The organism is Methylobacterium sp. Leaf100 (assembly GCF_001422845.1).
In the GTDB taxonomy this organism is placed as follows: domain Bacteria; phylum Pseudomonadota; class Alphaproteobacteria; order Rhizobiales; family Beijerinckiaceae; genus Methylobacterium.
The window spans coordinates 143244-168171 of the sequence record NZ_LMMW01000012.1; the positions used below are offsets into that span (position 1 = coordinate 143244).

At 67.8% G+C, this 24928-nt stretch carries 24 protein-coding genes; 12 read left to right on the forward strand and 12 right to left on the reverse strand.

The genetic code is table 11. The features are described 5' to 3' along the window. Nucleotides 1–9 precede the first annotated feature (9 nt). On the forward strand, nucleotides 10–1623 hold the full coding sequence (locus ASF25_RS08725) for a PepSY-associated TM helix domain-containing protein (RefSeq protein ID WP_056304365.1): 1614 nt from the start codon (nucleotides 10–12) through the stop codon (nucleotides 1621–1623). 23 nt (nucleotides 1624–1646) lie between these two features. On the opposite strand, the gene ASF25_RS08730 is transcribed toward ASF25_RS08725, so the two are convergent. Beyond that, nucleotides 1647–3473, reverse strand: a complete 1827-nt coding sequence (locus ASF25_RS08730; protein ID WP_056304366.1) for a glycoside hydrolase family 15 protein — start codon at nucleotides 3471–3473, stop codon at nucleotides 1647–1649. Between the two features lie 73 nt (nucleotides 3474–3546). Continuing rightward, a complete protein-coding gene (locus tag ASF25_RS08735; RefSeq protein ID WP_244472955.1) occupies nucleotides 3547–4440 on the reverse strand; it encodes an SMP-30/gluconolactonase/LRE family protein in 894 nt (297 codons plus the stop codon). Between the two features lie 415 nt (nucleotides 4441–4855). On the opposite strand from ASF25_RS08735, the gene ASF25_RS08740 reads away from it, so the two are divergent. The 3 genes from ASF25_RS08740 (at nucleotide 4856) to glpK (ending at nucleotide 8274) form a co-directional block, all read left to right on the forward strand. Next, nucleotides 4856–5101: a hypothetical protein gene (locus ASF25_RS08740; protein ID WP_056267709.1), complete on the forward strand. Its 246-nt coding sequence runs from the start codon at nucleotides 4856–4858 to the stop codon at nucleotides 5099–5101. A gap of 117 nt (nucleotides 5102–5218) precedes the next feature. Further along, nucleotides 5219–6730, forward strand: a complete 1512-nt coding sequence (locus ASF25_RS08745) for a glycerol-3-phosphate dehydrogenase (RefSeq protein ID WP_056304368.1) — start codon at nucleotides 5219–5221, stop codon at nucleotides 6728–6730. Between the two features lie 20 nt (nucleotides 6731–6750). Continuing rightward, nucleotides 6751–8274: a glycerol kinase GlpK gene (gene glpK, locus ASF25_RS08750; RefSeq protein ID WP_056304369.1), complete on the forward strand. Its 1524-nt coding sequence runs from the start codon at nucleotides 6751–6753 to the stop codon at nucleotides 8272–8274. Between the two features lie 142 nt (nucleotides 8275–8416). Here the strand turns inward: glpK and ASF25_RS08755 are convergent, their stop codons facing one another. Together ASF25_RS08755 and lipA are read right to left on the reverse strand one after the other, a co-directional pair. Then, a complete protein-coding gene (locus tag ASF25_RS08755) occupies nucleotides 8417–8875 on the reverse strand; it encodes a type II toxin-antitoxin system RatA family toxin (protein WP_056175869.1) in 459 nt (152 codons plus the stop codon). A 56-nt stretch (nucleotides 8876–8931) separates the two neighbouring features. After that, nucleotides 8932–9906 carry a lipoyl synthase gene (gene lipA / locus ASF25_RS08760; RefSeq protein ID WP_056304370.1) on the reverse strand — a complete coding sequence of 325 codons (975 nt, stop codon included), beginning with the start codon at nucleotides 9904–9906 and terminating at the stop codon, nucleotides 8932–8934. A gap of 243 nt (nucleotides 9907–10149) precedes the next feature. Here lipA and ASF25_RS08765 point away from each other — a divergent pair, with 243 nt between their 5' ends. Continuing rightward, a complete protein-coding gene (locus ASF25_RS08765; protein ID WP_056175863.1) occupies nucleotides 10150–10590 on the forward strand; it encodes a PRC-barrel domain-containing protein in 441 nt (146 codons plus the stop codon). An 82-nt stretch (nucleotides 10591–10672) separates the two neighbouring features. On the opposite strand, the gene lpdA is transcribed toward ASF25_RS08765, so the two are convergent. The 7 genes from lpdA to ASF25_RS08800 all read right to left on the reverse strand — a co-directional run bounded on the left by lpdA (nucleotide 10673) and on the right by ASF25_RS08800 (nucleotide 17618). Next, complete coding sequence (gene lpdA, locus ASF25_RS08770) at nucleotides 10673–12112, reverse strand: dihydrolipoyl dehydrogenase (protein ID WP_056304371.1); 1440 nt, start codon at nucleotides 12110–12112, stop codon at nucleotides 10673–10675. A 68-nt stretch (nucleotides 12113–12180) separates the two neighbouring features. Then, nucleotides 12181–13569, reverse strand: a complete 1389-nt coding sequence (locus ASF25_RS08775) for a pyruvate dehydrogenase complex dihydrolipoamide acetyltransferase (RefSeq protein WP_056304372.1) — start codon at nucleotides 13567–13569, stop codon at nucleotides 12181–12183. Between the two features lie 4 nt (nucleotides 13570–13573). Continuing rightward, a complete protein-coding gene (locus ASF25_RS08780) occupies nucleotides 13574–14173 on the reverse strand; it encodes a Uma2 family endonuclease (RefSeq protein ID WP_056304373.1) in 600 nt (199 codons plus the stop codon). A 14-nt stretch (nucleotides 14174–14187) separates the two neighbouring features. Next, nucleotides 14188–14463, reverse strand: a complete 276-nt coding sequence (locus tag ASF25_RS08785) for a DUF5076 domain-containing protein (protein WP_056175852.1) — start codon at nucleotides 14461–14463, stop codon at nucleotides 14188–14190. Nucleotides 14464–14623: 160 nt separating this feature from the next. Then, on the reverse strand, nucleotides 14624–16060 hold the full coding sequence (locus tag ASF25_RS08790; protein ID WP_056304374.1) for a pyruvate dehydrogenase complex E1 component subunit beta: 1437 nt from the start codon (nucleotides 16058–16060) through the stop codon (nucleotides 14624–14626). Between the two features lie 49 nt (nucleotides 16061–16109). Beyond that, complete coding sequence (gene pdhA / locus ASF25_RS08795; RefSeq protein ID WP_056175846.1) at nucleotides 16110–17168, reverse strand: pyruvate dehydrogenase (acetyl-transferring) E1 component subunit alpha; 1059 nt, start codon at nucleotides 17166–17168, stop codon at nucleotides 16110–16112. Between the two features lie 138 nt (nucleotides 17169–17306). Continuing rightward, complete coding sequence (locus tag ASF25_RS08800) at nucleotides 17307–17618, reverse strand: septum formation initiator family protein (RefSeq protein ID WP_056176197.1); 312 nt, start codon at nucleotides 17616–17618, stop codon at nucleotides 17307–17309. Nucleotides 17619–17687: 69 nt separating this feature from the next. Here ASF25_RS08800 and ASF25_RS08805 point away from each other — a divergent pair, with 69 nt between their 5' ends. The 7 genes from ASF25_RS08805 (at nucleotide 17688) to ASF25_RS08830 (ending at nucleotide 23635) form a co-directional block, all read left to right on the forward strand. Continuing rightward, nucleotides 17688–18581 (forward strand): LysR substrate-binding domain-containing protein, encoded by an 894-nt coding sequence (locus ASF25_RS08805; protein ID WP_056304578.1) that lies wholly within the window; start codon nucleotides 17688–17690, stop codon nucleotides 18579–18581. A gap of 276 nt (nucleotides 18582–18857) precedes the next feature. Next, a complete protein-coding gene (locus ASF25_RS08810) occupies nucleotides 18858–20360 on the forward strand; it encodes a DEAD/DEAH box helicase (RefSeq protein WP_056304375.1) in 1503 nt (500 codons plus the stop codon). Nucleotides 20361–20502: 142 nt separating this feature from the next. After that, nucleotides 20503–20688 carry a DUF1508 domain-containing protein gene (locus ASF25_RS08815; RefSeq protein ID WP_056176194.1) on the forward strand — a complete coding sequence of 62 codons (186 nt, stop codon included), beginning with the start codon at nucleotides 20503–20505 and terminating at the stop codon, nucleotides 20686–20688. A gap of 150 nt (nucleotides 20689–20838) precedes the next feature. Further along, nucleotides 20839–21132 (forward strand): hypothetical protein, encoded by a 294-nt coding sequence (locus tag ASF25_RS08820; protein WP_056176191.1) that lies wholly within the window; start codon nucleotides 20839–20841, stop codon nucleotides 21130–21132. A gap of 193 nt (nucleotides 21133–21325) precedes the next feature. Then, a complete protein-coding gene (locus tag ASF25_RS23875; protein ID WP_280137332.1) occupies nucleotides 21326–21454 on the forward strand; it encodes a hypothetical protein in 129 nt (42 codons plus the stop codon). A gap of 75 nt (nucleotides 21455–21529) precedes the next feature. Further along, complete coding sequence (locus ASF25_RS08825; RefSeq protein ID WP_056175838.1) at nucleotides 21530–21940, forward strand: acyl-CoA thioesterase; 411 nt, start codon at nucleotides 21530–21532, stop codon at nucleotides 21938–21940. 72 nt (nucleotides 21941–22012) lie between these two features. After that, a complete protein-coding gene (locus ASF25_RS08830) occupies nucleotides 22013–23635 on the forward strand; it encodes an ABC-F family ATP-binding cassette domain-containing protein (RefSeq protein ID WP_056304376.1) in 1623 nt (540 codons plus the stop codon). Nucleotides 23636–23653: 18 nt separating this feature from the next. Here the strand turns inward: ASF25_RS08830 and ASF25_RS08835 are convergent, their stop codons facing one another. After that, nucleotides 23654–24814: a putative zinc-binding peptidase gene (locus tag ASF25_RS08835; protein ID WP_056304377.1), complete on the reverse strand. Its 1161-nt coding sequence runs from the start codon at nucleotides 24812–24814 to the stop codon at nucleotides 23654–23656. Nucleotides 24815–24928 lie beyond the last annotated feature (114 nt).

Below are 24928 nucleotides of genomic sequence, written 5' to 3' on the forward strand. Positions count from 1 at the left end.
GAGCCGGACATGAAGAACGGCTTTCGCCAATCCATGGCCTGGCTGCACACCTGGGCCGGCCTCATCGTCGGCTGGGTGCTGCTGGCGGTCTTCGTGACCGGCACGGCGAGCTACTACCGGGCCGACATCTCGCGCTGGATGCGGCCCGAACTGCAGCATGTTTCGGCGGCCACCGATCCGGCCGCTTTGGCGAAGGCCGCCGAGATCGGCGTCGCCTACATGACCGAGCACGCGCCGAACGCCCGGACCTGGTTCATCGGCCTGCCCCGGGCCGAGAGCCCCGTCCTTGATCTGTTCTGGCGCACGAAGCCCGGCACGCCACCGGGCCATGCCGTCCTCGACCCGGTGACCGGTGCCCCGGCCCTCATGCGGGACACCAAGGGCGGCGATTTCCTCTACCGATTCCACTTCGAACTGCACATGCCGCCCCTCTGGGGCCGCTGGATCGTCGGCATCTGCGCGATGATCATGCTGGTGGCCATCGTGTCCGGCATCGTCACCCATCGGCGGATCTTCGCGGATTTCTTCACCCTGCGGCGGGACAAGTCGGCCCAGCGCGGCTGGCTCGACGCCCACAACGTCACCGGCGTGCTCGCCCTGCCGTTCCACCTCATGATCACCTACACGGGCATCGTCACCCTCGCGCTGATGTACATGCCGTGGGGCGTGACCACCGCGTATCGCGGCGACAATCAGGCCTTCTACGCCGAGAGCGGACAGATCACGGCGCAACGCCCAGCCGCCGGGCGCCCCGGACAGCTCGCACCCGTCGGACCGATGGTGACCCGGGCGACGGCACTCGTCTCCGAGCCCCTCGAACGCCTCTCCGTCATCAACCCGAAGGACGCCAACGCCACCGTGGTGGCGGTGTTCGAGGAGCCGCACGGCCTGTCGCACGCGCATCCGCAGGTCGCCTTCGACGGCACGACGGGGGCCGTCGTGGAGGTCCTGCAGGGTGGTCTCAAGCCAGCAGCCGAGACCTTCACCACCATGGTCGGCCTGCACGAGGCGCATTTCGCCGGCACGGCCCTGCGCATTCTATTCTTCGTCTGCGGCCTCATGGGCAGCGCCATGGTGGCGACGGGTCTGATCCTGTGGTCGGTGGCGCGCCTGCCGAAGCCCGGCACGCAGCCGTTCCTCGGCTTGCGTCTCGTCCAGGCCCTCAACATCGGCACCGTCGCGGGCCTGCCGGGGGGCATCGCCGCCTACTTCCTCGCCAACCGTCTCCTGCCCGTCGGGTTGGTCGGCCGGGCCGATTGGGAGGTCTACGCCTTCTTCGGCACCTGGGCGCTCGCCATCCTGCTTCCCCTCGCCCGGCCGCAGCGAAGGGCTTGGGTCGAGGCGATGGCGGTGCTGGCGATGCTCACCCTCGCGGTGCCGGTGATCGACGTCGCCACCATGCCCGCGCACCCTCTCCGCGCGGGGACGGGCGATGCCGCGCTCTTCCTGTGGTTCGACGGCGTTCTGCTGGCGCTCGCCGCCCTGTTCGCCCACTGCGCCCGCAAGGTCGGACGTTACCAGGGGCCACGTGCGAACCGGCGCACCGCCACCGTGCAGGCGCCCCGCTCGACGATCGCACCCGCCGGACACCAAGCCGCCGAGCGTCACGCTGCCATGACCTGATCGGCGTCAGGACCTGATCCGCGTTAGGCCGTGGTCAAGCTCGGTGCCCGCCGCGCCGTGGTCTCGCGCAAGGAGCGGTCGGCGTAGGTGCCCTTCAGGGCCGCACGGCCGCCATGGTCGAACAGGTCGAGCATCAGCGCGCTGTGAATGAAGGCGAGTTGGCTGAACGCCTGCGGGAAGTTCCCGAGGAACGTCCCGTCCTCCGCCACCTCCTCGGCGTAGAGCCCGACATCGTTCTGAAGGGCGCGCAGGGCCTCGAAGCGGGTCCGGGCCTCGCCGTCGCGCCCGAGCCAAAGCAGGGCGTCGACGAGCCAGAACGCGCAGATCACGAACGTGCCCTCATGCCCCGGCAGCCCGTCGTCGGTCTTGTAACGGTACACCAGATGATCGTGCCCGAGGCGGGCGATGATTTCGTCGACGGTGCGGGCGAACACCGCCTCGTCCACGGGAAAACCCACCATGGGGGCGATGAGGAGCGCGGCATCGACATCGTCGCTGCCGATGAACTGCGGATAGTAACCCGCCGCGTGAACCGCCTTTCCGTTGACGCAGGCGACGATCCGGTCGCGCTCACGACACCAGTCCGGCCGCTCGCCGAAAAGACGGATCGCCCGGTCGAGGGCGACCCAGTTCATGATCGCGGCATGGAGGTAGCGTTGCTCCGGCTTGCGCGGCTCCCACAGGCCGGCATCGGGCTCGTTCCAATGCGCGGCCGAGAAGTCGGCGAGTTTCGCGCCGTGCGCCCGCATCGACCCGCTCAGGGTGCCGCCGAGGCGCTCGTAGAGATAGATGAGATCGAGCACCTGACCGTAGGCGTCGCTCTGGTGCTGCTCGGCCGCCTCGTTGCCATGGCGCACGGGCGCACTGCCGCGCCAGCCCTCGAAATGCGTGATGGTGCGCTCGGTGAGATCCGCCTCGCCGGCGATGCTGTAGAGCGGCGCGAGGGCGCCGGTGTTGCGGTCGGCCAGATCGGCCACGAAGCCGAAGAACGCCTCCGCCTCTCCGATCATGCCGAACTTCTTCAGGACGTAGAACGACAGGCACGCGTCGCGGATCCAGCAGAAGCGGTAATCCCAGTTGCGAATGCCGCCGATCTCTTCCGGCAGCGAGGTCGTGGCCGCCGCCACGATGGCGCCGGTGGGCTCGTAGGTCAGGGCCTTGAGGACCAGGGCGGAGCGGATGAGTTCATCGGCGAGCGGCCCACGATAGGCCGCGTCCTCCGTCCACAGCGACCAGGCCCGACGTGTCTCCTGCAGCAGGTCGCGCAGCTTCGGCAGGGCAGCCGGGGTTGCATGGAGATAGAGCGCGAAGCCGACATCTTGGCCGCCCTCCACGGTGAAGCGGGCCACCGCGATGCCGTCCTCGACGGTGAACGCCGCATCGGACACGAGATGGGGGTGATCCGGGGCAGTCACCTGGCCGTCCGTAATCATCAGATCCGCGAAACTCTCCGCGAATCCGTCGAGGGGGCGGTAGAGCGCCACCATCGGGACGGCGCCGGACACACCGGTGACGAGGCGCACGAGGCGGGGGCGGTCCACGCCGGCCTGCCTCGGAACCATGAAGTCGTGCACGGTGACGAGGCCGCTCGGGGTGGTAAATGTCGTTTCCAGGATGTTGGTGCGGCTCACGTACTGCCGCGCCGTCTCGAATCGCTCCGCTGGCTGAAGGGTGAAGTATCCGCCGCGCGTCCGGTCGAGGAGCCGCGAAAAGGTCGGGTCCGCGTCGAAGCGTTCGAGGCAGGCCCAGTCGATACCGCCATCGCGGGCGACGAGGGCACAGCCCTCGCAGTTTCCGATGAGGGCATAGGCCTCGATGGGCTGGTAGGGCCGGTCGCCGAACGCTGTCATGGGGATCCTGTGCGGGGCACTGCTCGGCGGCCGCCCGCTCTGTGGAAATGTGGGATGCGGAACACCGGTTCAGTCAGGCGGTGAGACGGAACGCCGGTTCGAGCAGCCCGCGTGCACCGATGCCGACGAGGAGCGTCCGGCCGTGCTCCGGGTCTGCGGCACGCTCCGCCTCGTCCAGGCCCTCGTAGGCCGAGGTCACCAAAAGCTGGTCGAGGTCGCGCCCGGCGAAGGTCGGGCAGGTCGGCTGGCGCGGCGGCACCGGAACCGTGCGGATGCGGTCTCCCGCCGGGCTGTAGGCGTCGAGGCAGGCAGCACCGAAGCGCGCCGTCCAGATCACCCCGTCCGCGTCCACCGCCGCCCCGTCGATGCCACCGGGGCCGTCGCCGTGGTGGTAATGGGTGTCCGGCTCCCCCACCGGAATACCGGTGGCGGGATCGACGGCGACGCGCCGAAGCACGCCCTCCATTGTATCGACGAAGTATCCGACCCGGCCATCGGGCGAGAACGCGATACCGTTCGGGATCGTGATCCCGGAATACAGCCGCGTCACCCGGGTGCCGGCGACGTGATAGATCGCGCCGCGCCCCCGCTCGGCGTCGCGTCCCATGGTGCCGATCCAGAGGGCACCGCTCGGGTGCACGCGGCCGTCATTGGCACGGGTGGACGGATCGTCGTCCTCAAGGGCGCAGTGACGCGTCAGACGGCCATCTAAGGGCGTGCGGACATAGAGACCATCCTCACCCGCCAGGAGGTGGCGCGCTCCGTCGATAGCGGCGATGTAGCTGGCCATGAACGGCAAGTCGTGGACGCGTACGGGCCCGGCCCCCTCCCCAAGGGGCATTTCGAACAGGCGTCGGTCCAGGATATCGACCCACCAGGCCGTATCCGTTGCCGGGTCGTAGCTCGGCCCCTCGCCGAGATGGCACCGGGGGGCGTCGAGAACACGGATCGTCGGTTCGGTCGTCACCCGCATCTCCCGCTGTGATCGGCGGTCGATGACGCCCGCATGGGGGCAAAAGTTCCTTTCGGATCAACGCCAAAGGCCGATCGGTTGTGCTTATCCGCGCACGTTTGAGGCGCGCGGAAAATCCTTCCCCCCGCGCATCGACCTATCCCCCCTGCAGAACCGGCGACCCCCTGTGTGGCCAGGCGGCACGCCTGACAGATCCAGCGGTTCGTGAAGTTCAACGGGCGGGCACCATGATTTCATAAGGACTTCGTCAAGACTTGGACATTATTGCCGGTCACATGCACGGCTGGCCGCCGCAACGATCCACTGGATCGAACGGGCCGATATCGAACGCTCCCTTCCCCGTCGTTTTCCACACCCCGCATCGGGGCCGGCCCCGTGCCGGCTCGGCGGCCATCATAGGATCTGAACCGTGAGCTTCACCGTCCACGCGCGGATTTCGCTGCGCGCGCTCTCCTACCAGCACGGTTCGATCGTCAGTGCCCTCGAGCAGGGGCTGTCCCTCCTGACGGCCGGCATGTCGGATGTCCGCATCGTCGATGCGAGTGGGCGGAGCCACAACCCGACGGCTCTCTACGCTGCGCTGTTCGGCCCCCGCTCCGCCGCTGCCGTCGCGACCGTCGAGGCCGAACCGTTGGTCCTGCCCCTGGCCGCCTGAAACCGGGCGTTTCCGTCACGGTGGACGACGGGGCCGACCTCGTGGAAGGATGATGGCGGATCGGTCTCCGTCGCGCGCGACATCGGCCCGGGGAAGCGATTTCGGCCCGGAGGTCTCGTGACGGAGGACGTCCATCCCTACGATCTCGCCATCATCGGCGGTGGGGTGAATGGCTGCGGTATCGCGCGGGACGCAGCGGGGCGCGGCGCGCGCGTCGTACTCTTCGAGCAGGGCGATCTCGCGGGCGCCACCTCGTCGGCCTCGACGAAACTCATCCACGGCGGCTTGCGCTACCTCGAACAGGGTGCCTTCCGGCTCGTCCGCGAGGCGCTGATCGAGCGCGAGATTCTGTGGGGCATGGCCCCGCACATCATTCGCCCCTTGCGGTTCGTCCTGCCGCAGACGGCAGAGCAGCGCCCGGCCTGGCTCCTGCGCCTCGGGCTCTTCCTGTACGACCATCTCGGCGGCCGCCGTGACCTGCCCCCGACCCGCGCCTTCGACCTCGCCCGCGATCCCGCCGGATCGCCCCTGCGGGCCGGACCGTCGCGGGCATTCGAGTATTCCGATTGCTGGGTCGACGATGCCCGGCTCGTCGTTCTGAATGCCCTGGATGCCGCCGAGCGCGGTGCCGCGATCCACACCCGCACGAAAGTGATGCGGGCGCGCCGGACGAACGGTCTCTGGGAGATCGAGACGGGGGCGGCCGGAGGAAACGCCGTCGTGCGTGCCCGGGTGCTCGTCAACGCCGCCGGCCCCTGGGTCGCGGACGTGCTGTCGGGGATCGTCGGCCGCAACACGCGGGCCGCCATCCGCCTCGTTCAGGGCAGCCATATCGTGGTACCGGCCCTGTTCACCCATGACCGCGCCTACCTGTTCCAGAACGGCGATGGGCGCATCGTCTTCGCGATACCCTACGAGGGGGATTTCACCCTCATCGGCACCACCGACCGCGACTATGCCGGCGACCCGGCCCAGGTCGCGGCGGGCCCCGAGGAGATCGCCTATCTCTGCGATGCGGCGAGCCGGTGGTTTCGCGCACCCGTACGACCGGAGCACGTGGTCCGGAGCTTCTCGGGGGTGCGCCCGCTCCACGACGATGGGGCCGGCGCGGCCCAGGCGGCCACGCGCGATTACAGACTCGACCTCGATGCACCGGATGGCGAAGCGCCACTGCTGTCGGTGTTCGGCGGAAAGATCACCACCTATCGGCGCCTCGCCGAGCACGCCCTCGACCGGTTGAAGACTCACCTCCCCGCTGCCCTGGCGCCGCCCTGGACAGCTGGAAGCACGCTTCCGGGCGGTGATTTCTCACGCGACGGGATGCCGACCCTGGTCGCAAGGCTTCGGGGCGCGGCGCCCTGGCTCGCCCCGGGGCATGCAGCGCGGCTGGCAGGGGCCTATGGGACCCGCGCGAGGGAAATTCTCGGGACCGCCACCGCTCCAGCCGGCCTCGGCGAAGTCTTCGGCGCCGACCTGACGCGGGCCGAAGTCGACTACCTCGTGCGGGTCGAATGGGCGCGCACCGCCGAGGACATCCTCTGGCGACGCTCGAAGCTCGGATTGCGCGTCCGGCCGTCCGAGGTTGCCACCCTCGACGCCTATCTCCACCGTGTCGCCAGCGCGGCCTGACGCCGATCGGAGGCTCGCCCATGCCCACTTTCGTCCTCTCCATCGACCAGGGCACCACCTCGACGCGGGCGATGCTGTTCCGGCCCGATCTTTCGGTGGCCGGGATCGCACAGGCCGAGATCGCCCAATCCTATCCGGCCCCGGGCTGGGTCGAACACGATCCAGAGGGCATCTGGGCGAGCGTGCTCACCACCGTCCGGGCGGTGCTGGCCCGCGCCGGGGTGGCGGCGGCGTCCGTCGCCGCCCTCGGAATCACCAACCAGCGCGAGACGACGCTGATCTGGAATCGCGCCACCGGTGCGCCGATCCATCCGGCCCTCGTCTGGCAGGACCGGCGCACGGCCGATGCTTGCGCGCGCCTGAAGGCCGAGGGGCACGAGCCCCTCGTCACCGCCCGCAGCGGCCTGATCCTCGACCCCTACTTTTCGGCCACCAAGATCGCCTGGCTCCTCGACACGGTGCCGGGCGCCCGCGCCAGCGCCGAGCGCGGCGAACTGGCCTTCGGTACGGTGGATTCCTGGTTGCTGTGGCGCCTCACCGGCGGCCTTCACGCCACCGACGCCACGAACGCCGCCCGAACCGCCCTGTTCGACATCCATCGCGGGACCTGGGACGACGATCTCTTGGGCCTGTTCGGCATTCCGCGCGCCCTGCTGCCGGAGGTGCGCGACTGCGCCGGGGATTTCGGCAGTACGCGGGCCGACCTGTTCGGCGCCGCGATCCCCATCCGGGGGGTCGCGGGGGATCAGCAGGCGGCGACCATCGGGCAAGCCTGCTTCACCCCCGGCATGGTCAAGGCCACCTACGGCACCGGGTGCTTCGCCCTTCTCAACACCGGCGCGGAGCCTCGCGCCTCCACCAACCGCCTCCTCACCACCATCGCCTATCAGTTCGCCGGTCGGCGCACCTACGCCCTCGAAGGCTCGATCTTCGTGGCCGGCGCCGCGATCCAGTGGCTGCGCGACGGGCTGGGAGTGATTCGTGACGCGGCCGAGAGCGGCCCCCTCGCCGCAAGGGCCGACCCGGCCTCCGAGATCTATCTCGTGCCGGCCTTCGTCGGCCTCGGCGCACCGCATTGGGAGCCAGACGTGCGCGGCGCCCTGTTCGGCCTCGTCCGCGACACGGGCCCGAAGGACCTCGCACGCGCCGCCCTCGAGAGCGTCTGCTACCAGACCCACGATCTCCTCGCGGCCATGCGGGCCGACTGGCCGCACGCGGAAACCGGAACAGTCCTGCGCGCCGATGGCGGAATGGCCGCCTCCGACTGGACCATGCAGCGCCTCGCGGACCTCCTCGGCCTACCCGTCGACCGGCCGGTGGTGCGCGAGACCACCGCGCTGGGGGCCGCCTACCTCGCCGGATGGCACGCCGGCCTGTATCCGGAACCCGACGACTTCGCCGGCCTCTGGCACCTGGACCGCCGCTTCACTCCCGCCATGCCGGACGCCGACCGTTCGGTGCGCCTCGATGGCTGGCATCGGGCCGTGCGGGCCCTGCGCGGCATGCGGGCGCCCCTGGAGGCGGTCGAAGGCCCCCTGCCCTGAAGGATCTCCGTCGAACGCCCCGACGCACGCCGACCGCGACGTCGTCGACAGATGGCTCGCCGGAACTGGCGACAGGCCCCGTAGCTCCGTTCGCGCCCGGCACCCGGGCGATCGCCGTGATGCGCAACGCAATCCGCGACGGTCAGGCGGTGGCGCCGTAGACCTTGTCGGCGCGGGCTTCGAAAGCATCCGTGAACTTGCGAAAAGCCCGATCGAACATCGTGCCCATGAGGAGGCCGAGGGTCCGGCTCTTGAATTCATAGGTGATGAAGAAGTCGACGTTGCACCCACGCCCGTCCGCCTCCTTGAACAACCAGCGGTTCTCGAGGTGGCGGAACGGGCCGTCGATGTATTCGGCAATGATCTTCAGGTTCGCCGGATCGAGGGTCACCCGGGTTGTGAAGCGCTCGCGGATCGCCTTGTAGCCGACCCCCATCTCGGCCACGAGAATCTCGGTGCCGTTCTCACCCGACTGCCGACGCAGGACGCGTAAGGATTCGCACAGCGGCAGGAACTCGGGGTAGCGCTCCACATCGGCGACGAGGTCGTACATCGCGCGCGGGCTGTGCCGCACGAGGCGGTCGATACGAAAAGACGGCATGCGGGGCTTCTACAGCATCGGTCCGGAGGGTGGGAACCGGTTTTCCGGCCGATGCGTCAAGCGTGCACCGTCTCCGGCGCGAAGCGGGCAAGCCGCGCAGCCTTCAAACGAGCGAAGTCTTCGCCGGCATGATGGGAGGAGCGGGTCAGGGGTGTCGCCGAGACGAGGAGGAAGCCCTTGGCATAGGCCGTGGTCTCCAAGCCCTTGAACTCGTCGGGCGGCACGAAACGGACCACCTCATGATGCTTCTTCGTCGGCTGGAGGTACTGACCGATGGTGAGGAAGTCGACGTCGGCCGAGCGCAGATCGTCCATGAGTTGAACCACCTCGTTCCGCTCTTCGCCAAGACCGACCATGATGCCGGACTTGGTGAAGATCGTCGGGTCAAGCTCCTTCACCCGCTGCAGCAGGCGCACGGAATGGAAGTAGCGGGCTCCGGGGCGGACGGTGAGGTAATTGCCCGGCACCGTCTCCATGTTGTGGTTGAACACGTCGGGCCGCGCCGCGACCACGACCTCCAGGGCGCCGTCCTTGCGCAGGAAATCGGGTGTCAGGATCTCGATGGTGGTGGAGGGGCTCATCCGCCGGATCGCCCGGATCGTGCGGGCGAAATGCTCGGCGCCGCCATCGGTCAGGTCATCCCGGTCGACCGAGGTGACGACGACGTGGTGAAGCCCGAGCTTGGCCACGGAATCCGCGAGCTTCTCGGGCTCGTTGGCGTCGAGACCCTTCGGCAGGCCGGTGCGAACGTTGCAGAACGAACAGGCCCGCGTGCAGGTGTCGCCCATGATCATGAAGGTGGCGTGGCGCTTCTCCCAGCACTCGCCGATGTTGGGGCAGCCGGCTTCCTCGCACACGGTGACGAGGCCGTGCTCGTGGACGATGCGGCTCGTCTCGGCCCAGCCGGGGGAACCGGGGGCCCGGACGCGAATCCAGTCCGGCTTGCGCTGGATCGGCTTGTCGGGCCGGTGCGCCTTTTCCGGGTGCCGGGGGCGCTGATCGTTGCGCAGGAGATCGAGAACGACGGCCATCTCACACCAACAGGGTGCGCCCGCGACGGCGGGTGCCACAGGCCAGACTTAAGGGGTCGCCGGGTCGATCGCAAACCGAGCCCGGGGGGTTCGCAAACGCCCGGGCCGATCTGTCAGTCGCGCTTGGCTGCACAATCCGTGCGCATATCGCCGTCGATCGGGGGAACCGACCACGGGCGAACCCGTTACAGACCGCGTTTCCGCGGCGATGAGCGCTGCGAGCTGCCCCAGAAGGTTAACCCCATGGCCCTGAAGACCATTTTCGCCGCTGCCCTCGTGGCGGCGCTGCCGACGCTTGCCTCCGCTCAGGAGACGGTGAAGCCGGCCGTGCCCGTCGCGACCACCGGCGGCATGACCATGGCCGACAAGGCCAGCGTGAAGGTGACCTACGTGACCGCGCAGCCCGCCGACGTGATGTCGTCCAAGCTCATCGGCCTCAACGTCTACAACAATGCCAACGAGACGGTCGGTGAGATCGAGGACCTGGTGATCGTCGACGGCAAGACCGTGAGCGCGGTGATCCTCGGCGTCGGCGGCTTCCTCGGCATGGGCGAGCGTTACGTCTCGGTCAGCCCGTCGAGCATCACCCTGGCGAAGAAGGACAACACCCTTCGCGCCCTCATCGACACCGACAAGGACACGCTCAAGTCCGCCCCGGCCTTCGAGTATTCGAAGAAGAAGTAAGTCTCACGGCGCGTCGAGCGCCGTCGTTCGACCGTTCAAGGCCGTCCATGCCTGCGCATGGACGGCCTTTCGTTTTGCCGAATCAGGAGTGGATCACTTTGCCGTAAGCGTCGAGCACGCTCTCGTGCATCATTTCCGATAAGGTCGGGTGCGGGAAGACCGTGTGCATCAGATCTTCTTCCGTGGTCTCGAGATTCATCGCGACGACGTAGCCCTGGATGAGCTCGGTGACTTCGGCACCGACCATGTGGGCGCCGAGCAACTGGCCGGTCTTCGCGTCGAACACCGTCTTCACCAGACCGTCCGGCTCGCCCAAAGCAATGGCTTTGCCGTTGCCCGCGAACGGGAAGCGGCCGACCTTGACGGCGAATCCCAGCTCTTTCGCCTTGGCCTCCGTGAGGCCAACGGAGGCGATCTGCGGCTGACAATAGGTACAACCGGGGATCTTCGCCTTGTCCATGGCATGGGTCGGCAGGCCCTTGATGGTTTCGACGCAGAGCACGCCCTCGTGCTCGGCCTTGTGGGCGAGCATCGGCGGGCCGGCGACGTCGCCGATGGCATAGAGCCCCGGCACGTTGGTTCGGCCGAGCCCATCGGTGACGACGATCCCGCGCTCGATTCCGACCCCGAGTTGCTCGAGGCCGAGCCCCTCGATGTTGCCGACGACCCCCACGGCCGAGATCAGCTTCTCCGCCGAAAGCTGCTGACTCTTGCCATCGCCGGTCTCGATGGTGGCGGTGACGGAATTCGCCGCCTTCTCGACCTTCGTGACTTTGGCGCCCGTCAGGATCTTGATGCCCTGCTTCTCGAAACGCTTGCGGGCGATGCCGGCGATCTCGGCATCTTCGACGGGGAGGATCTGCGGGAGCAACTCGATCACCGTCACCTCGGCGCCCATGGTGCGGTAGAACGAGGCGAACTCGATGCCGATGGCACCCGAACCCATGACGAGCAGGCTCTTCGGCATCGTTTCTGGAACCATGGCCTCGTAATAGGTCCAGATCTGCTTCTTGTCGGGCTCGATGCCCGGAATCGCACGCGGTCGCGCCCCGGTTGCGACGATGATGTGCTTGGCCGCATATGATCCGGCCGCGAGCGCGCCCTTGGGCGCCGGAGCACGGGCGGTTTCCTTCACGGCGACGCGACCGGGTTCATTACCCTTCGCTGCCGCCGCGATGGTGGCCTCGCCCCATATCACGTCGACCTTGTTCTTCTTCAGCAGCATGCCGACGCCGCCGTTGAGGCGGGTCGAGACGCCTCGCGAGCGCTTGACGATGGCGGCAGTGTCGAAGCCGACCTTTTCGGCCGACAGGCCGTAATCGGAGGCGTGCTGCATGTAGTGATAGATTTCGGCCGAGCGCAGCAATGCCTTGGTCGGAATGCAGCCCCAGTTCAGGCAGATGCCGCCGAGGTGCTCCCGGTCCACCACCGCGGTCTTGAATCCGAGCTGCGCCGCTCGGATCGCCGCGACGTAGCCACCGGGGCCCGCGCCGATGACGAGGATGTCGTAGGTGTCGGCCATTGTGCGCTCCTACGCCCCTCCCCTCTGCGGGAATGGGCCGGGGTTGGTTCAGGTGAGGCGGACTTAGCTCAGACCAGCATGCCCATCGGGCTCTCGATCAGGCTCTTGAACGCCGAGATCAGCTCCGCCCCCAAGGCACCGTCGAGCACCCGGTGGTCGCAGGACAGTGTCGCGGTCATCACCTGCGCCACGGCCGGCTGGCCGTCCTTCACCACGATGCGCTTCTCGCCCGCACCCACGGCGAGGATCGACGACTGCGGCGGGTTGATCACCGCCGTGAAGTGCTTGATGCCGAACATGCCGAGATTCGACACCGAGGTGACGCCGCCCTGGTACTCCTCGGGCTTGAGCTTCTTGGCCCGCGCGCGGCCCGCGAAATCCTTCATCTCGTTGGAGATGGTGGAGAGCGTCTTCTGGTCGGCCTTACGAATCACCGGCGTGAACAAACCGCCGTCGATGGCGACCGCCACGCCGACCTCGGCGTTGTCGAACCGCAGGATGCGGTCCTCGGCCCAGACGGCGTTGGCGGCCGGCACCCGCATGAGCGCGAGGCCCATGGCCTTGATGACGAAGTCGTTGACGGAGAGCTTGAACAGCGGCTTGCCGTCCTTGCCCTGGCCGGCGCTCCTGTTGAGCTGCTCGCGCAGGGCCATCAGGGCGTCGAGTTCGCAATCCACCGTGAGGTAGAAGTGCGGAGCCACCTGCGTCGCCTCGGTGAGGCGCTTGGCGATGGTCTTGCGCATGCCGTCCAGCGGCACTTCTTCGTAGGTGCCCTTGGCGTAGAAGCCGCGCACCTGATCGACGGACAGGCCGGCCGGGCTCGCGGCCTTGGCGGGCGCGGGCGCCGCCTTCGGCGGCTCAGCGGGAGCCGGCGCTTCGGTGAGGGCCGGAGCCTTGGTCTGCGCGGGGCCGGCGGCCTTGGCGGCGCGGACATCGCGCTCGATCACGCGGCCGCGCGGGCCAGAGCCCGTCACGGCGGCGAGGTCGATGCCCTCCTGCTTGGCGATGCGGCGGGCGAGCGGCGAGGCGAAGACGCGGGCCCCCTCCCCCTGGGTGGCGGCGGGCTGAGCGCCGTCCGGTGCCTCGTTCACCCGCGCATAGGACATCTGGCCGCCGCCGGGCGTCGCGTTCTCGCCGACGGGGTCCTTCGATGCCTCGGCTTTCGGCGCCTCGGCCTTCGGTGCCCCGCCGGCCTGAACGCTCGACGGGTCCTCGCCCTCGCTCGCGATGATGGCGATGAGGTCGTTGACCGGCACGTCGGCCGTGCCCTCGGGCACCAGAATCTTGGCCAGAATCCCCTCGTCGATGGCCTCGACCTCCATGGTCGCCTTGTCGGTCTCGATCTCGGCGAGGACATCGCCGGATTTCACCGCGTCGCCCTCCTTCTTCAGCCATTTCGCGAGGTTGCCCTTCTCCATCGTCGGCGACAGGGCGGGCATCAGGACGTTGATCGGCATGGCATCAGGTCTCGAGCGAGGGGGGCGGCGGGGCGGCCGGATCGTCGAAGGGAAACAGGCTGTCGAGGGGGAACGGAACGGCGTCGAAGGGCGGCAAGGCAACGGTCTCGCCGCGCGCGACCGTTCCGAGGAGCAGCCATTGGCGCTCCGTGAGCGCGAAGACTTCGAGCACCCCGTCGCCGGGATCGAGGAGCCAGAGATGGCCGACACCGGCCTCCGCGTAGATGCGGCGCTTGGGGCCGCGATCGAGGCGCGCGGTGGCGGGCGAGAGGATTTCGCAGACCCAGTCCGGCGGGGTCTCGATATAGGCGGTCTCCGGCTCGGCGGAGAGACGTTCGCGGCGCCAGCCGGCCAGATCCGGCACCACGACGTGGGACCCCAGGTGAAGCTCCGGCTCGACCATGAAGATCCAGCCGCCCGGCCCACCACGTCCGCGACTGAAGGGGTGGCCGAGTTCGGCCGCCAAGCCCGCCGCCGCCATGGCATGCCGCGGGCGCGGCCTTGGATGCGTCTCCAGGGTGCCGTCGACGATCTCGGCCACGAGCTGGTCGGGCACGGCTTCGAGATCGGCGTAGGTGGCCCGGCGGAACGCGGCCTCGGCCATGCTGAATCCCCCCGCTAGTTCAGATCGCCGGGATCGAGGCCCTCGGCCTCCCACCCGGCGCGGATGCGCTCGAAGGCTTCCTCGTCCGACATCTCCGTCTCCAACGCGTAGGTCCGCGCCGCCTGTCGCGCGAGATCGATGAGCAGGCGGCCCCAGGTCGCCGGATCGTCGAACGAGCGGCGCAGGGCCACGCTAACCGCGCCGTCCACGACGGCGGCACGCAGGACTTCGATGCCGCCATTCTCGATGGCATCGGGAGGGGCGGAGAGTTCCACGAAGGTCTTCGTCATGTCCTATCCGAACGAAAGCGTTGGCCCACCTCACCCCGGGGGACGCATCCAGCTACCCTAAGCAGGTTCCGCAAAAGTGGTCACCGGTTTTGCGTCGAAAACCTGCGACAGATCAAGGAGCTAAGCTGGGTGAAGCGTTGGCTTGCCAACGCGAACCTGCTTAGCGGTAGCAGACCGCTTTCACCGCCTCGATCACCTCGGCGACGTTGGGCAGGGCGAGTTTTTCCAGGTTGGCCGCGTACGGCATCGGCACGTCCTTGCCGGTGACGCGCAGGACCGGGGCGTCGAGGTAGTCGAAGGCGTCGACCATGAGCCGCGCGACGATCTCGGCGCCGATGCCGGATTGCGGAAAACCTTCCTCCACGGTGACGCAGCGGCCGGTCTTCTTCACCGATTCCACCACCGTCTCGGTGTCCATGGGCCGAAGGGTGCGCAGGTCGATGACCTCCGCCTCGATGCCCTGTTCGGCGAGCGCCTGCGCCGCCTTGAGGGCGTAGGTCATGCCAATGGAGAACGACACGATGGTGACGTCCGTGCCGGGGCGGTGGATGCGCGCCTTGCCGATGGGCAGGACGAAATCGTCGAGCTTCGGCACCGGGAAGCTCTGGCCGTAGAGGATCTCGTTCTCGAGGAAGATGATCGGGTTCGGGTCGCGGATCGCCGCCTTGAGCAGGCCCTTGGCGTCGGACGCCGTGTAGGGCGCGATGACTTTGAGGCCGGGCACGTTGGAGTACCACGCAGAGTAATCGTGGCTGTGCTGGGCGCCGACGCGGGCGGCAGCACCGTTGGGGCCGCGGAACACGATGGGACAGCCGAGCTGTCCGCCGGACATATAGAGGGTCTTGGCCGCCGAATTGATAATGTGGTCGATGGCCTGCATGGCGAAGTTGAAGGTCATGAACTCGACGATGGGACGCAGACCCGTGAACGCAGCGCCGACGCCGATGCCGGCGAAGCCGTGCTCGGTGATCGGGGTATCGACGACCCGACGCGCGCCGAATTCCTGCAGCAGCCCTTGCGTGATCTTGTAGGCGCCCTGGTACTCGGCGACCTCCTCGCCCATGACGAAGACGGAATCGTCGCCGCGCATCTCTTCCGCCATGGCGTCGCGCAGGGCCTCGCGGACGGTCATGGTGACCATCTCGGTGCCCTCGGGGAACTCGGCCATCACCGGGGCGGGCGCCTTGTTGGTGATGGTGGCGGGGGCCGCCGGCGCCCTCTGAGCGTCGTCGCCGCTCTTCGCCGTCGCGGCGGGGGCATCCGCCTGCCCTTCCGCCTGCATCGTCGGCGTCGGTGCCGCCTGGGCCGGGGTGTTGGCGGCGGGCTTCGGCGCGGAAGCGGCCGAGACGTCTTCGCCCTCGGCGGTGATGATCGCGATGGGCGTGTTGACCTTCACGCCCTCGCTGCCCTCCGCGACGAGTATCTTGGCGAGCACGCCCTCGTCGATGGCCTCGACCTCCATGGTCGCCTTATCGGTCTCGATCTCGGCGAGCACGTCGCCGGATTTCACCGGATCGCCCTCCTTCTTCAGCCACTTCGCCAGCTTGCCCTCCTCCATGGTCGGAGACAGGGCGGGCATCAGGATGTCGGTCGCCATGAAAGACTCGTCGATCGAGAAGGAGGGGCGCGGTCCGGGGACTCGCGGGTCAGGCGCGCGCTTCCAGCAAAATATCCGTCCACAGCTCGGCGGGATCGGGCTCGGGATCGTGGGTGGCGAACTCGGCCGCGTCGTTGACCGTCTCGCGCACCTTCGCGTCGGTGGCCTTCAGATCCGCTTCGGGCACGCCGTGCGCCTCGATCAGGCGCTTGCGCACCATCTCGATGGGGTCGTGCTCGTCGCGCATCTTCGAAACCTCGTCCTTGGTCCGGTATTTCGCCGGATCGGACATGGAATGGCCGCGATAGCGGTAGGTCTGCATCTCCAGGATGTAGGGGCCCTCGCCCGAGCGGGCGTGCTCGATGGCCCGCGCGGCCGCCTCGCGGACGGTGCGCACATCCATCCCGTCGACCTGTTCGCCCGGAATGCCGAACGAGATGCCGCGCTTCGAGAAGTCCGTCTGCGCCGAGGCGCGGGCGACGGAGGTGCCCATGGCGTAGCGATTGTTCTCGATGACGTAGACCACGGGCAGCTTCCACAGCTGCGCCATGTTGAAGCTCTCGTAGACCTGCCCCTGGTTGGCCGCGCCATCACCCATGTAAGTCAGGCTGACCTGGCCGTTCTTCCTGTAGGCGTCCGCGAAGGCGAGGCCCGTGCCGAGGGACACCTGCGCGCCGACGATACCATGCCCGCCGAAGAACTGTTTTTCGCGACTGAACATGTGCATCGACCCGCCTTTTCCGCGGGAATAGCCTCCGCGACGGCCGGTGAGCTCCGCCATCACGCCCTTCGGGTCCATGCCGCAGGCGAGCATGTGACCGTGGTCGCGGTAGCCGGTGATGACCTGATCGCCGTCGATGGAGGCCATCTGCATGCCGATGACGACGGCCTCCTGGCCGATATAGAGGTGACAGAACCCGCCGATGAGGCCCATGCCGTAGAGCTGTCCCGCCTTCTCCTCGAAGCGACGAATAAGCAGCATCTCGTGATAGGCGTGGAGGTCTTCGTCGCGGGTGAATTGCGGCGTGTTCGGCGCCGGCGCGTGGCTGCCGGCCTCCGACGGCGTCGGATCGGATTTGGGCTGGCCCGCCTCGGTTGCGGAATCCATCGGCTATCTCCCCGGGGACCGTCTGTTCTCCCGGAGGTTCTAGGACACGTGTTTTCGGAAAGCGAGATCGGCCGCCCGACAGATCGGAACGGTTGTCAGGTGCGCTCCATCGCCGCCCGGCGAAGCGGCGGAACAGGGCTACGGATTGATGACCACCACATCGTTGGCGTGGACCCGGCCGAGGACGACGCGTGCCCGCTCCTCGAGGAGGTCGCGGTCGATCTGCTCGCTGCGCAGCAGGGTGACGCGGTGCTCCCACTCGGCCCGGTCGGCCTTCACGGCGGCGAGTTCCTGATTGAGGCCGTAGGCCTGGATCTTCAGGGCGCGCTTCGCTTCGAGGCCCCGGTTGCCGCCCTCGGCCTGATGCACGAAATAGCCGACGACGAGCCCCGAGACGGCGTACAACGCCAAGGGCATCAGCACGGAACGGACGCGACGACGGATCACCATGGCGGAAGCATCGCGCCGCACGGTTAAGAAAGTCTTCTCGCCCGTCGCCCTCGGAGACGGCACGGAATGATGCGCTTCGATCTCGTCGATCTCGGCCTGTTCCGCCACGTGGTCGAGGCCGGCTCCATCACCCACGGGGCGGCACGGGCCAACCTCGCGCTGGCGGCCGCCTCGGCCCGCATCCGCGCCATGGAAGTGTCGCTCGGCGCCGCCCTCCTCACACGCGGCCGGCAAGGCGTGACCACGACGCCCGCCGGGCGCACGCTCCTGGCCCACGCGCGCGATCTCCTCGATGGGATAGACCGGATGCAGGGCGAGCTCGCGGGCTTCTCCGGCGGCACCGTTGGTCAGATCCGGGTCCTGTCGAACACCAACGCCCTGACCGAGTTCCTGCCCGAGGTGCTGAGCGCCTTCCTCGCCCGCCAGACCGGGGTCAGCGTCGACATTGAGGAGCGGACGTCGGACGAGATCGTCGGCCTCGTGGCAGAGGGCGGCGCCGACCTCGGCATCGTGGCCGGCACCGTCGACACCGGCGCCCTCGAAACCTACCCGTTCCGGCAGGACCGTTTCGTCGTCGTGGCGGGCGGCGGCCATGCCTTGCGCGGCCACCCGGCCGTGGCGTTCGCCGACGTGCTGGAGCACGACCTCGTCGGCCTCGACCGGACGAGCGCCCTCACCCGCTTTCTTACCGACAAGGCGGCGCGGACGGGGCGGCCCATGCGGTTGCGGGTGCAGTTGCGCAGCTTCGATGCCGTGTGCCGCCTCGTCGAGTGCGGCGTCGGTCTCGGCATCGTGCCGGAGACCACCGCCGCCCGCGCGGCCCGCACCATGGCCATCGCGGTCGTGCCGCTCCTCGATCCTTGGGCGGTGCGCGATCTGACCATCTGCGTGCGGACGCTCTCCGCCCTACCCGCCTTCGCGCGGGACTTCGTGGCCCACCTGCGCGCACCGCCAACTGCCTGAGCGGATTCGAGGATTGACTTCGCATCCGCGAACACGCATATCGCGGATGCAGCGTCAGCGGCCGCTATGGTTCCGCTTGAGAGGGCTGCGTGACGGATCGACGGGTCGCTACGCGCGAATTCCGACCGACCTGAGCCCCTCTCTTCAACGTGCATGCACCCGGACTGCCCCGGCACGCGGGCGGCTCCAGCTCAACGGACCGATTCGCAATCGATCTGCGTACCGACCATCGTTGGATGGCGTGCGCCACGGTCCCGCTGCCTTGAAAGATTAGACTTGACCCAGTTCACCGATTTCGGCCTCGCCCAGCCCGTGCTGCGGGCGCTGGAGGAGGCCGGCTACAAGACGCCGACCCCGATCCAGGCTCAGGCCCTCCGCCCTGCCATGGAAGGTCGCGACCTCTGCGGCATCGCCCAGACCGGCACCGGCAAGACGGCCGCCTTCGCATTGCCGATCCTGCACCGCCTCGCCCAGAACCCGCGGAAAGCCATCCGCCGCGGCTGTCGCGTGCTGGTGCTCTCGCCCACCCGCGAGCTCGCCAACCAGATCGCCGAGAGCTTCTCGGATTACGGCCGGCATCTTTCGTTCACCAACACCGTGGTGTTCGGCGGCGTCACCATCTCCCGCCAGGAGAAGGCGCTGGCCAACGGGGTCGACATCCTCGTCGCCACCCCGGGCCGCCTCATGGACCTCATCGAGCGCCGCTCGCTGACCCTCGAGGCCGTCGAGATCCTCGTCCTCGACGAGGCCGACCAGATGCTCGACCTCGGCTTCATCCATGCCCTCAAGCGCATCGTGAAGATGCTGCCGAAGGAGCGTCAGAGCCTGTTCTTCTCCGCCACCATGCCGAAGAACATCGCCGGCCTCGCCGACCAGTATCTTCGCGATCCGGTCCAGGTCGCCGTCACTCCCGTGGCGACCACCGCCGAGCGCGTCACCCAGGAAGTCATCTTCGCCCATACGGGTGCGAAGCAGGCCCTCCTCAACCACATCCTGCGGGATCCGAAGATCGAGCGCGTCCTCGTCTTCACCCGGACCAAGCACGGCGCCGACCGCGTGGTGCGTGGCCTGGAGAAAGTCTCGATCAACGCCTCCGCCATCCACGGCAACAAGTCCCAGCCGCAGCGCGAGCGGGCGCTCGCCGCTTTCAAGGACGGCTCGTGCCGGGTTCTGGTCGCGACCGACATCGCCGCGCGCGGCATCGACGTCGAGGCCGTGAGCCACGTCATCAACTACGACCTGCCGAACGTGCCGGAGAGCTACGTCCACCGCATCGGCCGCACGGCCCGTGCCGGCGCCAACGGTCTCGCGATCTCGTTCTGCAACGACGAGGAGAAGGCCTACCTGCGGGACATCGAGCGCACCACGCGTCAGAAGATTCCCGTCGGCGCCTTCCCCGAGGGCTTCACGCCCCCGTCGCGCCAGGAAGCCATGGATGCCGCTCAGGCCGAGGAGCGCCGTCCGGCGCCCCAGGGTCAGCGTCCCGGTCAGCGCCAGGGCCAGCGTCCCGGCGGCGGTCGTCCCGGTGGCGGACGCCCGGGCCAGGGCCGCAGCGAAGGCGGTCGTGGTGGCCAAGGCGCGCCCGGTCGCAACGCCCGTCCGGATGGGGCGGCCCGCCCGCAGGACGGTCGCGGCGAGCGCCGTCCGGCCGTTCACGGTTCGGAGAACCGCTCCGAGCCCCGCAGCGACACCCGTCAGCGCACGCCGCGCCCGCAGGGTGCCGGCACCGGCACCGGCGAGGGCCACACCATCGGCTGGCTCGACCGTTTCCCGCGCTGAGTCTCTCCGCGCTGAGCCTTGCGGTCCGTCATGACGACACCGCCCCGGGTCTCCGGGGCGGTGTTTTCGTTTGGGGAAGGACCACTTGCCGCGAAATCGCGCGACGCCATCTCATGGCGTGATCGTGAAGCGTGAGGATGCCATGCGGTTCGAACTCTATCGGGATGCGACCGGCGACTGGCGTTGGCGCCTGCGCGCCACGAACGGCAACGTCGTGGCCGACTCCGCCGAAGGTTATGGGCGCCGGGAAGATTGCGAGCACGGCATCGCCCTCGTGAAGGGCAGCCAGGCGGCGTCCATCGTCGACATGACCATGAAGATCGCTTGAGCGACCCGAACGCTTCGTTGACTCAACCGACATCCGGAAAGATCCGGCCCGGCAACACTTCCGGCCTTCGTGCGTTTCAAGCGACCGGGTCCGATTCCGGAACCGTCGGCGCTTCACGTCCTGCCGACTTATCTCAGGGAGTTTGAGAACGTGCTCAGGAAACTCGTGCTGGCCGCGTTGCTGGCCTTAGGCTTCGCCGCGACGGCGCCGCAGGGCGCGTCCGCCGCCCCCATCGGCCCTGCCCTCGCCTTGCAGACCGAGGCCGCACCCGCGGTCGCCCAGAATGTCCAGTACTACGGCTACCGTCGCCGGTTTTACGGTCCGCGTCCGTTCTACCGTCGTCCGTACTACGGTCGCCGCTTCTATGGCCCGCGTCGGTTCTACGGTCCGCGTCGCTTCTATGGCGCGCGTCCGTTCTACGGCCCGCGCCGCTTCTACTACTAAGCTCCGGCGCGGCGTCGCTTTCGTCGGCGCCGCAGCATCGCTCTGAATAGCTTTGCGCGAAAGCCTGGCACTCTATTCGAGTGACCAGGCTTTTTGCATGAAAATGCATCATAAGATTAGGAAACATGCATGATCGTGCGATAGGTCTTATCGGCGATGCGAGCTTCATCCTCGGGGCTCTCGGAGGCAGACCATGACCGAACTCACCGCGACCGAAGTGCCAGGCCATGGCCTCTGGCATTCGATCCCCCTCGAGCTTCTGATGTCGGTCGGCGCCGTGATCCTCGCGGGCGGTCTCAAACTCACGGGACTGCTACCGTGAAGGTGGCGACGCCGCCCCCCGACGGCAGGAAATCTGCGTAGGATCGGGCGGGATGAAACGCGAAGGCGGATTGGTATGACGGTCGAAGAGGAAGGTGGAGGTCCGCGCGGCGATCTCACGGTTCGAACCAGCGCGATGCCGGCGGACACCAACGCCAACGGTGACATCTTCGGCGGATGGGTGATGTCGCAGATGGATCAGGCCGGCGGCATCGCGGGCGTCGACAGGGCCCAGGGACGCGTCGTCACCGTGGCGGTGGACGCCATGACCTTCATTCGGCCGGTTCGTGTCGGCGACGTCCTCTGCGTCTACACCCGCGTCGGGCACGTCGGGCGCACGTCGATGAAGATCGAGGTCGAGGCCTGGGCCAGGCGCTTCCGCACCCAGGTCCGAGAGAAGGTCACGGAGGCGACATTCACCTTCGTGGCCATCGACGATGCCGGCCGGCCGCGGGCCGTCGATCTGCCCGCACGGGCAGACGATTGAGGCTGCCTTCCCTTCCGCTCGGACGCGCCATGCCGTAAAGGCGCGAGACCCAAGACAAGGTCCCGTGCGCGCATGATCCGCCTCGAAAAAATCGGCAAGCAGAACGGCCGGCAGATCGTCTTCATCGAAGCGTCCGCCGCCCTTCAAAAGGGCGAGAAAGTCGGGCTCGTCGGCCCCAACGGCGCCGGCAAGACCACCCTGTTCCGGATGATCACCGGCGAGGAGGAGCCCGACGAGGGTCAGGTCGCCACCGACAAGGGCATCACCATCGGGTATTTCAGCCAGGATGTGGGCGAGATGTCGGGCTGCTCCGTGGTCTCGGCGGTGATGGATGGCGCCGGCCCCGTCAGCGTCGTCGGCACCGAGTTGAAGGCCCTTGAGGCGGGGCTCGCCGACCCCGACCGCATGGACGAGATGGAGGCGCTCATCGAGCGCTACGGTGAGGTCCAGGCGCGCTTCGAGGAACTCGACGGCTACGCCCTCGAAGGCCGGGCCTACGAGGTGCTGGCGGGCCTGAGCTTCTCGCAAGGCATGATGGACGGCGACGTCGGCAAGCTGTCGGGCGGGTGGAAGATGCGCGTGGCTCTCGCCCGCATCCTCCTCATGAACCCCGACGTGATGCTGCTGGACGAGCCCTCCAACCACCTCGACATCGAGAGCCTGATCTGGTTGGAGGCCTTTCTCAAGAACTACGAGGGCGCTCTCTTGATGACCTCGCACGATCGCGAGTTCATGAACCGCATCGTCACCAAGGTGATCGAGATCGACGGCGGCACGCTCACCACCTATTCCGGCGACTACGCGTTCTACGAGCAGCAGCGGGCGCTCAACGAGACGCACCAGCAGGCCCAGTTCGAGCGGCAGCAGGCGATGCTGGCCAAGGAAATCAAGTTCATCGAGCGCTTCAAGGCGCGCGCCTCACACGCGGCGCAGGTGCAGAGCCGAGTGAAGAAGCTCGACAAGATCGAGCGCGTCGAGCCCCCGAAGCGCCGGCAATCCGTCGCCTTCGAGTTCCAAGCTCCGCCGCGTTCGGGCGAAGACGTCGTGATGCTCAGGAACGTCCACAAGAGCTACGGCAGCCGCCGGATCTACGAGGGGTTCGATTTCTCCATCCGGCGCAAGGAGCGCTGGTGCGTCATGGGCATCAACGGCGCCGGCAAGTCGACGCTCCTGAAGCTCGTCACCGGCTCGACCCAGGCCGATGACGGCACCGTCTCCGTCGGCGGCAGCGTCAAGCTCGGCTACTTCGCCCAGCACGCCATGGATCTGCTCGACGGCGAGCGCACGGTGTTCCAGTCCCTGGAAGATGCGTTCCCACAGGCCGCGCAAGGGTCCCTGCGCGCCCTCGCCGGGTGCTTCGGCTTCTCCGGCGACGATGTCGAGAAGCGCTGCCGCGTGCTGTCGGGTGGAGAGAAGGCCCGTCTCGTCATGGCCCTGATGCTGTTCGATCCCCCGAACTTCCTCGTCCTCGACGAGCCGACCAACCACCTCGACATGGGCACGAAGGAGATGCTCATCGCGGCGCTCTCGGCCTACGAGGGCACCATGCTTTTTGTGAGCCATGACCGCCACTTCCTGGCCGCCTTGTCGAACCGGGTGCTCGAAGTGACCCCCGAGGGAATCCACCAGTATGGCGGCGGTTACACGGAGTACGTCGCCCGCACCGGCCAGGAAGCGCCCGGCCTGCGGAGCTGAGACCGACAGCGCCGGACATCAGACGTTCGGTGCAGCGACGCGCTTGCGAAGACCGGTGATGACCGCCTTCAGGATTTCCGATCCGGCCTCCTCGCTGTCCATGCCATGGCCCATGCACCGCATGGTGACGATGCGCTCGTGGACGAAGGACAGTTTGGCGATCACCGCCGGCGTCAGCTTGAACGGGTAGAGCGCCGGCTGCCCCATGCTGCGGCTCAGGGAGTTCACCGCGTAGGTGAGCGGCAGCCACGCTTCGACCAGGCGGCTGAAATCCGGAATCTGGTAGGGATCGTAGTCGATCACGACGGGGTCCGCCGGCCCGTTGCGCAGGCGCGGCCGCACGTGGAGTTCGAAGGTGCCGGCCGTCTCCACCGTGTCGACGATGTGGAGATACTGTGCCCAGGTCTCGGCGAAATCCTCCCACGGATGGCTGGTGGCGTAGGCGCTGACGTAGGATTCCTCCCAGTCCGGCGGTGCGCCTTCCCGGTAGTGCCGCTGCAGTGCACGGCCGTAATTGTCCCGCTCGTCGCCGAACAGCGACCGGAACGTCCACAAACTCTGGTCGAACCGCACCAGCACGTTCCAGAAGTAATGCCCGATCTCGTGGCGGAAGTGCCCCAGCAGGGTGCGATAGTACTCACCGAACAGCATCCGCCGCCGCTCACGTTCGACGTCGTCGGCCTCGGCGATGTTCAGGGTGATGATGCCGCTGTGGTGCCCCGTCAGGACGGGCGGCCCGATGCGGTAGCTCTCCGACGGGTCGACCAGGAAATCGAAGGCGAGCCCCGTGGTGGGATTCTCCGTCCGGTTCATCAGCGGCAGGTTCAGGCGGAGCAGGGAGTAGAACAGCCGATGCTTGGCCGCCTCGATCTGGCGCCAGCGCGTGAGGTTCCAGGTGATGCCGAGGTCCGGCACCACACGGTTGTGACGACAGGCGGTACAGTACCGCTCCGGCATGTCGTCAGGCACGAGCCAGTTGCAGGCGCCGTGCTCCGCATTGGCGCAGAAGCGGTACTTTCGGGTGGGGTTGGCATAGGCGTGCCAGATCTCGCCGACGGGCTCCAATGCCGACATCTCGTGCACTTCGCCCACATAGCCGAGGCGGCGCTGGCAGCTCTCGCAAGCCGTGCTTTCGAAGCTGACGGGCTGATCGCAGGCCTGGCACTGGAAGATCTTCATGATGCCGTTCCGATGCCCGTCCCTTACCACCCTCAAGCACCACGTGCCCACCGGGAACGACCCGCCCCCCGACGCGGTGAGCTAAGCGGTGGCGTCCGACTATGTTCCCAGACC

What these genes read in the sequence shown, in the direction of transcription:
- ASF25_RS08725 (WP_056304365.1), top strand. Translation starts at nt 10, where the DNA reads ATGAAGAACGGCTTTCGCCAATCCATGGCCTGGCTGCACACCTGGGCC.
- ASF25_RS08730 (WP_056304366.1), bottom strand. Translation starts at nt 3,473, where the DNA reads ATGACAGCGTTCGGCGACCGGCCCTACCAGCCCATCGAGGCCTATGCC.
- glpK (WP_056304369.1), top strand. Translation starts at nt 6,751, where the DNA reads ATGCCCACTTTCGTCCTCTCCATCGACCAGGGCACCACCTCGACGCGG.
- ASF25_RS08755 (WP_056175869.1), bottom strand. Translation starts at nt 8,875, where the DNA reads ATGCCGTCTTTTCGTATCGACCGCCTCGTGCGGCACAGCCCGCGCGCG.
- lipA (WP_056304370.1), bottom strand. Translation starts at nt 9,906, where the DNA reads ATGGCCGTCGTTCTCGATCTCCTGCGCAACGATCAGCGCCCCCGGCAC.
- ASF25_RS08765 (WP_056175863.1), top strand. Translation starts at nt 10,150, where the DNA reads ATGGCCCTGAAGACCATTTTCGCCGCTGCCCTCGTGGCGGCGCTGCCG.
- lpdA (WP_056304371.1), bottom strand. Translation starts at nt 12,112, where the DNA reads ATGGCCGACACCTACGACATCCTCGTCATCGGCGCGGGCCCCGGTGGC.
- ASF25_RS08775 (WP_056304372.1), bottom strand. Translation starts at nt 13,569, where the DNA reads ATGCCGATCAACGTCCTGATGCCCGCCCTGTCGCCGACGATGGAGAAG.
- ASF25_RS08780 (WP_056304373.1), bottom strand. Translation starts at nt 14,173, where the DNA reads ATGGCCGAGGCCGCGTTCCGCCGGGCCACCTACGCCGATCTCGAAGCC.
- ASF25_RS08785 (WP_056175852.1), bottom strand. Translation starts at nt 14,463, where the DNA reads ATGACGAAGACCTTCGTGGAACTCTCCGCCCCTCCCGATGCCATCGAG.
- ASF25_RS08790 (WP_056304374.1), bottom strand. Translation starts at nt 16,060, where the DNA reads ATGGCGACCGACATCCTGATGCCCGCCCTGTCTCCGACCATGGAGGAG.
- pdhA (WP_056175846.1), bottom strand. Translation starts at nt 17,168, where the DNA reads ATGGATTCCGCAACCGAGGCGGGCCAGCCCAAATCCGATCCGACGCCG.
- ASF25_RS08800 (WP_056176197.1), bottom strand. Translation starts at nt 17,618, where the DNA reads ATGGTGATCCGTCGTCGCGTCCGTTCCGTGCTGATGCCCTTGGCGTTG.
- ASF25_RS08805 (WP_056304578.1), top strand. Translation starts at nt 17,688, where the DNA reads ATGCGCTTCGATCTCGTCGATCTCGGCCTGTTCCGCCACGTGGTCGAG.
- ASF25_RS08815 (WP_056176194.1), top strand. Translation starts at nt 20,503, where the DNA reads ATGCGGTTCGAACTCTATCGGGATGCGACCGGCGACTGGCGTTGGCGC.
- ASF25_RS23875 (WP_280137332.1), top strand. Translation starts at nt 21,326, where the DNA reads ATGACCGAACTCACCGCGACCGAAGTGCCAGGCCATGGCCTCTGGCAT.
- ASF25_RS08825 (WP_056175838.1), top strand. Translation starts at nt 21,530, where the DNA reads ATGACGGTCGAAGAGGAAGGTGGAGGTCCGCGCGGCGATCTCACGGTT.
- ASF25_RS08830 (WP_056304376.1), top strand. Translation starts at nt 22,013, where the DNA reads ATGATCCGCCTCGAAAAAATCGGCAAGCAGAACGGCCGGCAGATCGTC.
- ASF25_RS08835 (WP_056304377.1), bottom strand. Translation starts at nt 24,814, where the DNA reads ATGAAGATCTTCCAGTGCCAGGCCTGCGATCAGCCCGTCAGCTTCGAA.